The following is a 13,851-nucleotide window of genomic DNA, read 5'->3' on the forward strand; positions in this document are numbered from 1 at the left end:
TGGCATAAAAAAACGGCAGCCGCCTGGCTGCCGTTTTTTGTGGGCGATGACCCGCCGCGTTACAGGCGGGCGATGTCGGCGATGGCACCGAATTGCGCCTTGAGCTGGCCCAGCAGGGCCAGTCGGTTGGCGCGCACGGCCGGGTTGTCTGCGTTCACCAGCACGCTGTCGAAGAAGGCGTCCACCGGCGCCTGCAACTGGGCGAGACGCGTTAGCACCGCGGCGTAGTCGCCAGCCTGCAGCGGCGCCACCGTATCGGCGCGGGCCGCGTCGAGCGCGGCATGCAGTGCACGCTCAGCATCTGCCTCGAAATGAGCCGGATCCACCGAAGTGCCCACCGGCACGGCACCCGCCTCCTCAGCCTGCTTGCGCAGAATGTTGGCGACGCGCTTGTTGGCGGCGGCCAGGCTCAGCGCTTCCGACCGGCGGCCGAACTCGCCCACCGCACGCAGGCGGCGATCGAAATCGACCAAACTGGACGGTGATACGGCCAGCACAGCCTCGAACTGTTCGGTAGTGAAGCCCTGCTCGGCGTAATAGCCGCGCAGGCGATCGAGCACGAATTCCACCAGTTCGTCGGCGAGCACCGCCCGACGCTTGCCCGCATCGAGCGCGGGCGCCTTGCCGTCCTTGCCCGGCTTAAGGCCAGCCGCGAGCGCGGCTTCTGGCAACAATTCCAGCGCCTCGACAAAGCTGCCGCGCAGGTCGAGCTCAAGACCGCCTTCGACCAGCGTACGCGCAAGACCGAGCGCGGCGCGGCGCAACGCGAACGGATCCTTGTTACCGCTCGGCTTCATACCGACGGCAAAGATGCCTGCCAGCGTGTCGAACCGATCCGCTACGGCGAGCACCTGGCCAACCTTGCCAGCCGCGATGGCGTCGCCGGCGAAACGGGGCTGGTAGTAGCTGTCCAGCGCGTCGGCCACGTCCTTCGCCTCACCGTGGTGCGAGGCGTAATAACGGCCCATCACACCCTGCAATTCGGGGAATTCACCGACCATACGGGTGAGCAGATCGCATTTGCTGAGTGCCGCCGCACGCGTCGCCGCGCCGGCATCCACGCCCACGCGAGCGGCGATGATGCGAGCCAGCTCGGCCGCGCGCACGCTCTTGTCCCACAGGCTGCCCAGCGCCTGCTGGTAGGTCACATTCTTCAGCTGGTCCTGGTAGCTTGCCAGCGGCTCCTTGAGGTCTTCGTCCCAGAAGAACTTGGCATCCGCGAAGCGCGGACGGATCACGCGCTCGTAGCCCTTGCGGATTTCCGATGGCTGCTTGCTCTCGATGTTGGCGATACCGATGAAGTGCTCGGTGAGCTTGCCGTCCGCGTCGAACACCGGCACAAACTTTTGATTGGTCTCCATGGTGGTGACCAGGGCTTCCGGCGGCACGGCGAGGAACTCACGATCGAACGTGCATGCAATCGCCACCGGCCATTCGGTGAGGTTGGCGATTTCGTTGAGCAACGCGTCATCGAGCTGCGGTACGCCACCGGTTTCCTTAGCTGCGCGGGCGACTTCATCGCGGATCTTCTGGCGGCGCTCGGCCGGATCGGCCAGCACCTTCGCCGCAGTCATCGCATCGAGCCAACTGTCGGCATCGGCGACATGCACCGGCTGTGTGTGCATGAAGCGATGACCGCGCGACTTGCGCCCACTGGTCAGGCCCAGCACGGAACCATCGACGATGTCCGAGCCATGCAGGATCACCAGCCAGTGCGCAGGACGCACGAAGCTGTAGTCGTGATCGCCCCAGCGCATGGGCTTGGGAATGGGCAGGCCCTTGAGCGCCTCGTCGACGATCTCCGGCAGCAACGCCGCGACCGGCTGACCCGGTTTCACCGCGCGGAACACGAACCACGAACCCTTATCGGTTTCGAGCTTCTCCAATTGCTCCACCGTGACGCCACACGACTGCGCAAAGCCTTGCAGAGCCTTGCTCGGCTGGCCATTCGCATCCAGCGCGGCGTTGACGGCAGGGCCACGACGCTCGAGGTTCTGCTCCGGCTGGTTCACCGCCACCGACGGGATATGGACGGCCAAACGGCGAGGCGAGGCATATAGCTTGGCCTCGTCCAGGCCGGCTTCAACACCACGCTTGGCCAGACCGTCGCAAATGCCGCGCGAGAACGCCGTAGCCAGTTCGTCTAGCGCCTTGGGCGGCAGTTCCTCAGTGCCCAGCTCAATCAACAGCGGCTTGGTGGCGGCGCTCATGCAGCCTGCTCCTTGAGGTTCTTCTTCACGCCCGGGAAGCCGAGCTTTTCACGTTGTGCCACATAGGCCTCGGCCACTGCGCGGGCCAGCGTGCGTACACGCAGGATGTAGCGCTGACGTTCGGTCACACTGATGGCACGGCGGGCATCAAGCAAATTGAAGGTATGGCTGGCTTTCATCACCTGCTCGTAAGCTGGCAACGGCAGGCCAACGGCGATCAGCTTGTTGGCCTCGCCTTCGCACACGTCGAACCAGCGCAGCAATTCCGGCACGTTGGCGTGCTCGAAGTTGTACGTGCTTTGTTCCACTTCGTTTTGATGGAACACGTCGCCATAGGTGACGGTGCCGTGCGGGCCTTCGGTCCACACCAGATCGTAGATGTTGTCGACGTTCTGCAGGTACATGGCCAGGCGCTCGAGACCGTAGGTGATCTCACCGGTCACGGGACGACACTCCAAGCCACCTGCTTGCTGGAAGTAAGTGAACTGGGTCACTTCCATGCCGTTGAGCCAGACCTCCCATCCCAGGCCCCAGGCGCCCAGCGTGGGCGATTCCCAGTTGTCCTCGACGAAGCGCAAGTCATGCACCAGCGGATCCAGCCCCAACTCCTTCAGCGAACCGATGTACAGGTCCAGGATGTTGTCCGGATTGGGCTTCATCACCACCTGATACTGGTAGTAATGCTGCAGGCGGTTGGGGTTTTGGCCGTAGCGGCCATCAGTAGGACGGCGCGAGGGCTGCACATAGGCCGCTGCCCACGGCTCGGGACCGAGCGAACGCAGGAAGGTGGCAGGGTGGAAGGTGCCGGCGCCGACCTCGGTATCGAGGGGCTGCAGCAAGACACAACCCTGCGCCGCCCAGTAGCGGTTGAGGGTCTGGATCACATCTTGGAAGGTGCGCGCGGACATGGCTTTCCGTGGGCTTGAATAAAGCGGGTTAGTATAGCCGGGACCGCATTCTCCGCTGGATTCCGGCGAAAAATGCCCACCAGGAGAGATCGCTGCATGGCCGCTTCGCCGCAATCCGTGTCCCTGCTCGGCCGCCATAACCGGCTGGTACTCGACGACATGCTGGCCACACTGGTGGTTGATGGGTATTTGCTGGCCGAAGATGCCAAGCAGGTCCGCATGGGGTCCCGCAGTGGACGCAGCACGGTGGAGCTGCATCCGCTGGTGCTGGTGGCGAATGCCAAGCTGCCCAACCAGCGGGATCCGGGTCGCCCGCTGAGCCTGGAGGCACTGACCGAATGGCTGGCACGTCACGCCCAGCTGCCGTACCTCAAGATCGACCCGATGAAGATCAACGCAGCCTCGGTGACCCAGGTGGTGAGCCGTGCTTACGCGGAGCGCCATCGCATCCTGCCCGTCGCTGTCACGTCGGGCGAAGTGACCTTCGCCACCTGCGAACCGTTCGATAACGGCTGGGCGCCTGATCTGTCGCACATGATTCGCCGCGACGTGAAGCGTGTGGTGTCCAATCCGATCGACATCAATCGCTACCTGGCCGAATTCTATGGGGTGCAGCGCTCCATCCAACTGGCACAGGACGCCAAGGGTCAAGGTACGCCGTCGGGAATTCTCAACTTCGAACAGCTGCTGGAACTGGGCAAGAGCGGCGAGGTTGGCGCGGACGACCGCCACGTTGTGCATATTGTCGATTGGCTGCTGCAGTACGCCTTCGAACAACGCGCCTCGGACATCCACTTGGAGCCCCGCCGCGACGCCGGCCTCATGCGCTTTCGCATCGACGGTGTGATGCACAAGGTGTTCGAGCTACCGCCGCCGGTGATGACTGCGGTGACTGCACGTATCAAGATCCTTTCGCGCATGGACGTAGCGGAGAAGCGCCGGCCGCAGGATGGTCGCATCAAGACGCGCTCCTCGACCGGCCGCGAAGTGGAACTGCGTATCTCCACCATGCCGACGGCGTTCGGCGAAAAGGTGGTGATGCGTATCTTTGACCCGGACATCGTCGCCAAAGACTTCTCGCAACTGGGTTTCTCTGCGGAGGAAAACGACTCGTGGCGCACGATGGTCGAGCGCCCGCACGGCATTGTGCTGGTGACTGGCCCCACCGGTTCGGGCAAGACCACGACGTTGTATTCCACGCTCAAGCACCTCGCCACACCCGAACTGAATGTGTGCACGGTGGAAGACCCGATCGAAATGGTCAGCCCCGAGTTCAACCAGATGCAGGTACAGCCCGCGATTGATCTGGACTTCGCGATGGGCGTACGCACGCTGTTGCGACAGGACCCAGACATCATCATGGTGGGCGAAATCCGCGACCTGGAAACCGCGCAGATGGCGGTGCAGGCATCGCTTACGGGTCACCTCGTGCTGTCCACGCTGCATACCAACGATGCACCCAGCGCGATCACGCGTCTGCTCGATCTCAGGCGTGCCGCATTACCTGATCCAATCGACGTTGACAGGTGTCGTCGCGCAGCGACTGGTGCGCACACTATGCGCGCACTGCAAACAGGAAACCGAGCAGGATCCGCACGAGTGGACCGCCCTTACACACGGCTGGTCGGTGCCTTTGCCCGGTAAGGTGTTCAAGCCGGTTGGCTGCCTGGAATGTCGCAACACCGGTTTCATGGGACGCACCGGTATCTATGAGATGTTGCCGCTGACGTCGCGGCTGCGTGGTTTGATTTCGGCACAGCTGGATCTTGGGCACTTTGGTCATGCTGCCCTGGCCGAAGGCATGCGTCCGTTGCGCATTTCCGCCGCAGCCCAAGTAGCCCGCGGTGTCACCACAGTGAAGGAAGTCCTGACCGTGATTCCGCCAATTGAACATGGCACTGTCTGAAGCTGTCCAACCGTCCCGCCTTCCACTGTCGTATCGCATGAAGCCTGTACTGATCATCCGCACCGGTCGCGCCCCTGATTCCATCCGAGCACGGCACGGTGACTTCCCTCATTGGTTTCGCCTTGGTGCGCAACTTTCTCCCGAGCGCATGCGCGTCATCGATGTAGAGGCAGGCGAAGAGCTGCCGCCGCCGAACCAAGTGGCCGGCGCACTTATCACCGGCTCTGCTGCCATGGTCACGGAGCGTAGACCGTGGAGCGAACGCACTGCAGGGTGGATCCGCGATGCCATGGATCTGGAGCTTCCCCTGTTCGGCGTGTGTTACGGACATCAGCTGATGTCGCATGCCCTCGGCGGCCGCGTCGACTATCTGCCCGGCGGCCGAGAGATCGGTACCGTATCGCTGAGCGTACTTGACGTAGCGAAGAACGACCCGCTTGCGAGCGCGTTGCCATCCACCTTCCGCGCGCACGCCACGCATGAGCAGAGCGTGCTGGAACTGCCTAAAGGCACGACGGTGCTGGCGAGCTCGGACCGCGATCCGAACCATCTCGTGCGTTATGGCAAGAACGCGATGAGCACGCAGTTCCATCCCGAGTTCAACGCCGACGTGATGCGCGCTTACATTCATCGCAAGCAGCACGACATGAAGCGCGAGGGGTTCGATCCGCACCATACCTTCAGGCAAGTCGCACCCACACCGCTCGCCCGTCGCCTGTTCCGTCAGTTCTCCCGACATCACGGATTGGCCACAGGCTGACGCGGTTGTCACCGGCGAGGTCTAGAATGACCTATGGGTAAGCCGGACGAATCCGGGCGCCGCCACACGGATAGACATCATGGGTCGACAACCGCATGTGCACCGAGCGTCCGTGATTGCGATACGCCTGGTCGACATTGCAGACACGATCGACCTCACCGCGGCGGAATCTCTATGGGTGCAGCAGGCGCGCACCGCAGCCGCGCGCAGCCGGTTGGCGACAGCGTCGCCCAAGGCAATGACGTTCGGCGTACCGCCAGTGGAACTCACGCTTGGCACCATTCAGGTCGACATCGCCGGACAAACGGTGCAGGCGACGGCGCTGGCAAGACTGTACGAATTCGGTGTGGCGGCCTTTTCCATCCGTGTGCCCGCCGATGACTTGCCATGGCCGGACTTCAGTGCACGCGTGAATGCGGTGGATGCATCGCTCGGCATCGCATCGGGTACCGACCTGTGGAACCGGCTAGTGGTGCAGATCACAGGCATCATGCGCCCGGCACTGTTGAGACCCAACCAAGCGCCTCTGCATGAGGACTATCTGCTCGGACTCGTGCATTCACTGGATGGCGTCACCAGTACAGCAGCATTGCACGACGAGCTTGACTTGGTGCCCCTGCTGGCCGGCGAATCCAGACCACTTTCGGAGCAGGCGCGCCAGGAGCTGCTACGGCAGCGCTTCTCCTATTACACCGATGATCTCGCGGTGCTCACATGGGATCGTGCTTTCATCTATGAGCCGCGCGACGACTCGGATGTCGTCGATGTGCTTGAAGTCGCCAACGCGCAGCTACTGGAACTTCGTTATTACGACGAGCTGCTCGATGCTGAGCTGCCGCGCATGTACGACTTGGTGGAAGCGACCCACCACGTAGCGAACCCCTTTGCTGCACGGCGTTACGCGGACCTTGCCCGTCATCTCTACACACTCGTGGCGGAAGTCACTGAGATAACGGAGAAAGTGGATAACGCGCTGCAGGTCACCGAGGACGTCTATCTTGCGCGCGTCTATGCCGCTGCACTGGAGTTGTTTCGCGTACCACACGTGAGCAAGGCGGTGGATCGCAAGCTGTCCATCATTCGCGACAGCTATTCGGCGCTTTACGAGGAAGCTTCAGGCAAGCGTGGCGAGTTGCTCGAGTTGGCGATCATCGCGCTGATCGTAGTGGAAATCGTGATTGCTGTTGTCCGCCACGTCTAGCGAAAGGCTCATCGAGCGCGGGGAGGCATTGGGAAAAGCGTGATCTTCTGGCCGTCGCCAGCATCACGAATCACCAGTGCCCCCTTGCTCTCCACTTCTTCGATGCGCACGACAGACTGCATGGGCAAATGAAGCACACGCGTATCTTTGAATTCCTCGCGCAGCTTTTCTTCGGTGGGATCCACCAGCAGCCCCTCTCCGATCGGCTCGAATACCAATTCGCCGACCTCGGTAAAACCCCAAAGGCTGCTAGAAGCCACATGCCGGGCATAGAGCTCGTAGCACTTGCCCAGGTGGAGGAAGGTCACCTTGTAGAGTTTCTTGTTGCGCATACGCCTATTTTAGCCGCGCAGGCGCCGTGCAATGGCGCCTCGTGAGAACAGTGCGAATACGAGGCCGAACAGGAAACCGGCGATGTGCGTCCACCAGACCACCGCGCCGTAACTCGGCCCGACGTAGCTGAAGAGCAGCTGCAACAGGATCCAGATGCCAATCAACAGAAAAGCCGGGACGCGTACGAACTCCAGGTAAAAACCGAGCGGCAAGACCAGACCCAGCCGTGCGCGGGGGAAAAGCGCGATATACGTGCCCAATACTGCCGATACGGCACCGCTGCATCCAATGATCGGAGAACGAATACCGACCAAGGACAGTGCACCAACCAGATTGGCCACCATGCCGCCAAGTACAAACAGCAGCAGGAAACGAAACGAGCCCAACGCTCGCTCTGCCGGCAGGCCGAAGATCACCAGAAAGAGCAGGTTGCCAAGCAAATGCAGCCAGGCGAGATGGATGAAAAGCGCGGTGAACAGCCGGAGCAGAGAGGGATCATGCAGCTGCGGCAGCAGCGGGGCCTTCGGATCGAAAATGTCCGCCGGCACCGTGCCCCATTCCAACCACATTGACATGCGCTGTGGCCCCGGCATCAACGCCAATCCGACGAAACTGATCACGCATACGACGACCAGGAGCACGGTAGCCCACTGAACGTGTCGGCGGCGGTGGGTTTCGACATGGACAAACACAGAAGCGCTCCGCAGGATGCAGGCAGGGTTGACCTTGCATCATAGGCGATAAGTTTTTCCTGCACAGGGAAAACACATACGCACCGGGCGCGATGACATCTCAATTCGTGGTCGCGGCGTGTGATGTTTTCCTTTCGTGCAAAGACAAACGCCTTCCCGGATGGGAAGGCGTTTGAGGGATAAAGCCCCTGGCGGTGACCTACTCTTGCATGAGGATTCACACTACCATCGGCGCAGCTGCGTTTCACTTCCGAGTTCGGGATGGGATCGGGTGGGACCACAGCGCTATAGCCGCCAGGGAAAGGGTGGGAACAGCGCATAAATGCGCCAGTTCCGCAGAGGGTGTAAACGAGTGACAAGCGTTTGGTGAAATTCGAACTAGATGTTTCGTCGAGACGATAATGTCTGCGAAGCGTCTTGGGGTTATATGGTCAAGCCTCACGGCTCATTAGTACGCGTAAGCTCAATGCATTGCTGCACTTCCACACCGCGCCTATCAACCACCTAGTCTTGATGGTGCCTTAAGGAGACTCGAAGTCTCGGGAGATCTCATCTTGAGGCGCGCTTCCCGCTTAGATGCTTTCAGCGGTTATCGCTTCCGTTCGTAGCTACCGGGCAATGCCATGGGCATGACAACCCGAACACCAGCGGAACGTCCACTCCGGTCCTCTCGTACTAGGAGCAGCCCCTCTCAAATCTCCAACGCCCACGACAGATAGGGACCGAACTGTCTCACGACGTTCTGAACCCAGCTCGCGTACCACTTTAAATGGCGAACAGCCATACCCTTGGGACCGGCTACAGCCCCAGGATGTGATGAGCCGACATCGAGGTGCCAAACACCGCCGTCGATATGAACTCTTGGGCGGTATCAGCCTGTTATCCCCGGAGTACCTTTTATCCGTTGAGCGATGGCCCTTCCATACAGAACCACCGGATCACTAAGACCTACTTTCGTACCTGCTTGATCCGTCGATCTCGCAGTCAAGCACGCTTATGCCTTTGCACACAGTGCGCGATGTCCGACCGCGCTGAGCGTACCTTCGTGCTCCTCCGTTACTCTTTGGGAGGAGACCGCCCCAGTCAAACTACCCACCACACACGGTCCCTGATCCGGATTACGGACCTAGGTTAGAACGTCAAGCACTTCAGGGTGGTATTTCAAGGATGGCTCCACCGAAACTAGCGTCTCGGTTTCATAGCCTCCCACCTATCCTACACAGAAGAACTCAACGTTCAGTGTGAAGCTGTAGTAAAGGTTCACGGGGTCTTTCCGTCTTGCCGCGGGAACGCTGCATCTTCACAGCGATTTCAATTTCACTGAGTCTCGGGTGGAGACAGCGCCGCTGTCGTTACGCCATTCGTGCAGGTCGGAACTTACCCGACAAGGAATTTCGCTACCTTAGGACCGTTATAGTTACGGCCGCCGTTTACTGGGGCTTCGATCAAGAGCTTCGCCTTGCGGCTGACCCCATCAATTAACCTTCCAGCACCGGGCAGGCGTCACACCCTATACGTCCACTTTCGTGTTTGCAGAGTGCTGTGTTTTTGATAAACAGTCGCAGCGGCCAGGTTACTGCGACCCTCCAATGCTCAGTCACGCACGTGACCACATCGGAGGGCGCACCTTCTCCCGAAGTTACGGTGCCATTTTGCCTAGTTCCTTCACCCGAGTTCTCTCAAGCGCCTTGGGATTCTCACCCTGCCTACCAGTGTCGGTTTACGGTACGGTTTCTCTGTAGCTGAAGCTTAGTGGCTTTTCCTGGAAGCGTAGTATCAGTCACTTCGTCCAAAAGGACTCGTCTCGGTGCTCGGCATAAAGAGGGCCGGATTTGCCTAACCCTCATGCCTACCGCCTTTCCCCGGGACAACCAACGCCCGGTAGACCTAACTTTCTCCGTCCCCACATCGCACTACAGACAAGTGCTGGAATATTAACCAGCTTCCCATCGACTACGCATTTCTGCCTCGCCTTAGGGGCCGACTCACCCTGCGCCGATGAACGTTGCGCGAGGAAACCTTGGGCTTTCGGCGTGGGGGCTTTTCACCCCCATTATCGTTACTCATGTCAGCATTCGCACTTCCGATACCTCCAGCAAGCTTCTCAACTCACCTTCACAGGCTTACGGAACGCTCCTCTACCGCGCACACAAAGTGTGCACCCCGAGCTTCGGTGTATAGCTTAGCCCCGTTAAATCTTCCGCGCAGACCGACTCGACCAGTGAGCTATTACGCTTTCTTTAAAGGGTGGCTGCTTCTAAGCCAACCTCCTGGCTGTCTATGCCTTTCCACATCGTTTTCCACTTAGCTATAACTTGGGGACCTTAGCTGCGGGTCTGGGTTGTTTCCCTTTTCACGACGGACGTTAGCACCCGCCGTGTGTCTCCCGTACATTCTGTCCTGGTATTCGGAGTTTGCCATGGTTTACTAAGCCGCGATGGCCCGCTAGCCATAACAGTGCTCTACCCCCAGGAAGATTCATACGAGGCGCTACCTAAATAGCTTTCGAGGAGAACCAGCTATCTCCGAGTTTGTTTAGCCTTTCACTCCTATCCACAGCTCATCCCCATCTATTGCAACAGATGTGGGTTCGGTCCTCCAGTGCGTGTTACCGCACCTTCAACCTGGCCATGGATAGATCACTCGGTTTCGGGTCTACTGCCAGAGACTATGCGCCCTATTCAGACTCGGTTTCCCTTCGCCTCCCCTATACGGTTAAGCTTGCCACTGACAGTAAGTCGCTGACCCATTATACAAAAGGTACGCAGTCACCCTTGCGGGCTTCCACTGCTTGTACGTATACGGTTTCAGGGTCTATTTCACTCCCCTCTCCGGGGTTCTTTTCGCCTTTCCCTCACGGTACTAGTTCGCTATCGGTCAGTCAGGAGTATTTAGCCTTGGAGGATGGTCCCCCCATGTTCAGACAGGGTTTCTCGTGCCCCGCCTTACTCAATTTCATCTCTAATGCCCTTTCGCCTACGGGGCTATCACCCGCTATGGCCGGCCTTTCCAAACCGTTCGGCTAAAACACTAGAAACTTTTGGGCTAGTCCGCGTTCGCTCGTCGCTACTGACGGAATCTCGGTTGATTTCTTTTCCTCCGGGTACTTAGATATTTCAGTTCCCCGGGTTCGCCCTGCATGACTATGTATTCATCATGCAGTACTCCTTGCGGAGTGGGTTTCCCCATTCGGACATTGCCGGATCAAAGCTTGTTGCCAGCTCCCCGACACTTTTCGCAGGCTGCCACGTCCTTCATCGCCTCTGACTGCCAAGGCATCCACCGTATACGCTTGGTCGCTTGACCATATAACCCCAAGTCGCCTCGGGGCCGATAACGCATCACTTACGAGGTGATGATTATCGATGTCCAAACAACGCGTTCGCTTAATTGCCTCAACGACACATCTCGGTTCGGTTTCGAACCAAAACGCTTGTCACTCGTTTACTTTGTCAAAGAACACAAGAACGGCCACAATGCCGCCTCGTTTCTAAATCTTTATGTGTGCGCTGCCTTCATTTCACGTCGTGCCACCAAAATGGTGGAGCCAGTCAGGATCGAACTGACGACCCCCTGCTTGCAAAGCAGGTGCTCTCCCAGCTGAGCTATGGCCCCAAGTGATTCAGTGGTGGGTCTGGGAGGACTCGAACCACCGGCCTCACCCTTATCAGGGGTGCGCTCTAACCACCTGAGCTACAGACCCGGGAACCTTTGCATCAACAAAAAAACCTCGCCCACGACGTTACCGTCGAAGCGGGGTTTCTTTGAAGAAACCGACCAGGGATGGCCGGTCTTGCTTGTCGCGGCAAATATGCCGCGTGAAGCAATACTTCGCGTGAAATAAAGTGCAGGTGTCTTGTGTGGACGTCTTGCGGGGAGAAGATGTCGTTCTCGAAAGGAGGTGATCCAGCCGCACCTTCCGATACGGCTACCTTGTTACGACTTCACCCCAGTCATGAACCACTCCGTGGTCGTCGTCCCCCTTGCGGTTAGACTAACGGCTTCTGGAGCAACTCACTCCCATGGTGTGACGGGCGGTGTGTACAAGGCCCGGGAACGTATTCACCGCAGCATAGCTGATCTGCGATTACTAGCGATTCCGACTTCATGGAGTCGAGTTGCAGACTCCAATCCGGACTGGGATCGGCTTTCTGGGATTGGCTCCACCTCGCGGTATTGCAACCCTCTGTACCGACCATTGTAGTACGTGTGTAGCCCTGGCCGTAAGGGCCATGATGACTTGACGTCATCCCCACCTTCCTCCGGTTTGTCACCGGCAGTCTCCTTAGAGTTCCCACCATTACGTGCTGGCAACTAAGGACAAGGGTTGCGCTCGTTGCGGGACTTAACCCAACATCTCACGACACGAGCTGACGACAGCCATGCAGCACCTGTGTTCTGATTCCCGAAGGCACTCCCGCATCTCTGCAGGATTCCAGACATGTCAAGGCCAGGTAAGGTTCTTCGCGTTGCATCGAATTAAACCACATACTCCACCGCTTGTGCGGGCCCCCGTCAATTCCTTTGAGTTTCAGTCTTGCGACCGTACTCCCCAGGCGGCGAACTTAACGCGTTAGCTTCGACACTGATCTCCGAGTTGAGACCAACATCCAGTTCGCATCGTTTAGGGCGTGGACTACCAGGGTATCTAATCCTGTTTGCTCCCCACGCTTTCGTGCCTCAGCGTCAGTGTTGATCCAGATGGCCGCCTTCGCCACTGATGTTCCTCCCGATCTCTACGCATTTCACCGCTACACCGGGAATTCCACCATCCTCTATCACACTCTAGCTATCCAGTATCCATTGCCATTCCCAGGTTGAGCCCGGGGATTTCACAACAGACTTAAATAACCGCCTACGCACGCTTTACGCCCAGTAATTCCGATTAACGCTTGCACCCTTCGTATTACCGCGGCTGCTGGCACGAAGTTAGCCGGTGCTTATTCCTCAGGTACCGTCAGCCCCACCGGATATTAGCCGGTAGTATTTCGCTCCTGATAAAAGTGCTTTACAACCCGAAGGCCTTCTTCACACACGCGGCATTGCTGGATCAGGCTTGCGCCCATTGTCCAATATTCCCCACTGCTGCCTCCCGTAGGAGTCTGGACCGTGTCTCAGTTCCAGTGTGGCTGATCATCCTCTCAGACCAGCTAGCGATCGTCGCCTTGGTAGGCCATTACCCTACCAACTAGCTAATCGCACATCGGTTCGTCCAACCGCGCAAGGCCCGAAGGTCCCCTGCTTTCTCTCGTAAGACGTATGCGGTATTAGCGTAAGTTTCCCTACGTTATCCCCCACGCTTGGGTAGATCCCGATGCATTACTCACCCGTCCGCCACTCGCCACCCATAGAGCAAGCTCTACTGTGCTGCCGTTCGACTTGCATGTGTTAGGCATGCCGCCAGCGTTCAATCTGAGCCAGGATCAAACTCTTCACTTAAGTTTTCGACCTCATGACCACCCGAAGGCAACCACTCGATCTATCTTTCTGAAGCGTTAGTCCTAACCATAAAACGTCAAGCTTTTGAATTGACTCTTCAGGTTAGACGCTTGCATATATGGACATTCAATCATCCACGCAAGACGCCCACACAAGTCACCTGCGCACACTGTCAAAGATCTCAATCACTTGCGGTCCGTTTCCGTTTCCGCTTCGGAACATTTCGTTCCGAGTGAGCCGCTTATCTTACATCGTTTTTCCTGTCCGTCAACACCTTCAGCGAATCGTTTTTGCTGTCGTTGTTGCCGTCCGGATGGCGATGCCAGCGGCGGGAGGCGAATAATAGGCAGGCACCCCATCTTTGACAAGCAATTTTTCAAATTATTTTTGAAGTTTCGCGTA

6 protein-coding genes, 2 tRNA genes, 3 rRNA genes and 1 pseudogene are annotated in these 13,851 nt (G+C 58.6%); 3 read left to right on the plus strand and 9 right to left on the minus strand.

Features of this window, described 5'->3' with window-relative positions; genetic code table 11:
- Positions 1–59: 59 nt before the first annotated feature.
- Positions 60–2,210 carry a glycine--tRNA ligase subunit beta gene (gene glyS / locus DYST_RS14340; RefSeq protein WP_239946358.1) on the minus strand — a complete coding sequence of 717 codons (2,151 nt, stop codon included), beginning with the start codon at positions 2,208–2,210 and terminating at the stop codon, positions 60–62.
- On the minus strand, positions 2,207–3,118 hold the full coding sequence (gene glyQ / locus DYST_RS14345; protein ID WP_239946359.1) for a glycine--tRNA ligase subunit alpha: 912 nt from the start codon (positions 3,116–3,118) through the stop codon (positions 2,207–2,209). Before glyQ ends, glyS begins: the two co-directional genes overlap by 4 nt.
- A gap of 96 nt (positions 3,119–3,214) precedes the next feature.
- Between glyQ and DYST_RS14350 the strand changes: the two are divergent.
- From DYST_RS14350 to DYST_RS14360, 3 genes and pseudogenes are all read left to right on the plus strand, one after another.
- A pseudogene (locus DYST_RS14350) lies at positions 3,215–5,024 on the plus strand (GspE/PulE family protein).
- Positions 5,025–5,061: 37 nt separating this feature from the next.
- The gene (locus DYST_RS14355; RefSeq protein WP_239946360.1) at positions 5,062–5,784 is read left to right on the plus strand and encodes a glutamine amidotransferase; all 723 of its coding nucleotides are present in this window, start codon (positions 5,062–5,064) and stop codon (positions 5,782–5,784) included.
- A 79-nt stretch (positions 5,785–5,863) separates the two neighbouring features.
- On the plus strand, positions 5,864–6,985 hold the full coding sequence (locus DYST_RS14360; RefSeq protein ID WP_239946361.1) for a hypothetical protein: 1,122 nt from the start codon (positions 5,864–5,866) through the stop codon (positions 6,983–6,985).
- An 8-nt stretch (positions 6,986–6,993) separates the two neighbouring features.
- Here DYST_RS14360 and DYST_RS14365 read toward each other — a convergent pair whose 3' ends face one another.
- The 7 genes from DYST_RS14365 to DYST_RS14395 all read right to left on the minus strand — a co-directional run bounded on the left by DYST_RS14365 (position 6,994) and on the right by DYST_RS14395 (position 13,449).
- Positions 6,994–7,317, minus strand: a complete 324-nt coding sequence (locus tag DYST_RS14365) for a DUF1820 family protein (protein WP_239946362.1) — start codon at positions 7,315–7,317, stop codon at positions 6,994–6,996.
- 9 nt (positions 7,318–7,326) lie between these two features.
- Positions 7,327–8,010, minus strand: a complete 684-nt coding sequence (locus DYST_RS14370; RefSeq protein WP_102301015.1) for a rhomboid family intramembrane serine protease — start codon at positions 8,008–8,010, stop codon at positions 7,327–7,329.
- A 186-nt stretch (positions 8,011–8,196) separates the two neighbouring features.
- A 5S ribosomal RNA gene (gene rrf / locus DYST_RS14375) occupies positions 8,197–8,309 on the minus strand.
- A 128-nt stretch (positions 8,310–8,437) separates the two neighbouring features.
- Positions 8,438–11,316, minus strand: a 23S ribosomal RNA gene (locus DYST_RS14380).
- 233 nt (positions 11,317–11,549) lie between these two features.
- Positions 11,550–11,625, minus strand: a tRNA-Ala gene (locus tag DYST_RS14385).
- Between the two features lie 11 nt (positions 11,626–11,636).
- Positions 11,637–11,713 (minus strand) — tRNA-Ile (locus DYST_RS14390).
- A gap of 191 nt (positions 11,714–11,904) precedes the next feature.
- Positions 11,905–13,449: ribosomal RNA gene (locus DYST_RS14395) — 16S ribosomal RNA — on the minus strand.
- Together the 16S, 23S and 5S rRNA genes with 2 tRNA genes alongside form the textbook arrangement of a ribosomal RNA operon.
- Between the last annotated feature and the right edge of the window lie 402 nt (positions 13,450–13,851).

Origin of the sequence: Dyella terrae, from assembly GCF_022394535.1 — a bacterium.
Taxonomy (GTDB): domain Bacteria; phylum Pseudomonadota; class Gammaproteobacteria; order Xanthomonadales; family Rhodanobacteraceae; genus Dyella.

Excerpts from the sequence above, each read along its gene's own strand:
- glyS (WP_239946358.1), bottom strand. The coding sequence starts at position 2,210 with ATGAGCGCCGCCACCAAGCCGCTGTTGATTGAGCTGGGCACTGAGGAA.
- glyQ (WP_239946359.1), bottom strand. The coding sequence starts at position 3,118 with ATGTCCGCGCGCACCTTCCAAGATGTGATCCAGACCCTCAACCGCTAC.
- DYST_RS14355 (WP_239946360.1), top strand. The coding sequence starts at position 5,062 with ATGAAGCCTGTACTGATCATCCGCACCGGTCGCGCCCCTGATTCCATC.
- DYST_RS14360 (WP_239946361.1), top strand. The coding sequence starts at position 5,864 with ATGGGTCGACAACCGCATGTGCACCGAGCGTCCGTGATTGCGATACGC.
- DYST_RS14365 (WP_239946362.1), bottom strand. The coding sequence starts at position 7,317 with ATGCGCAACAAGAAACTCTACAAGGTGACCTTCCTCCACCTGGGCAAG.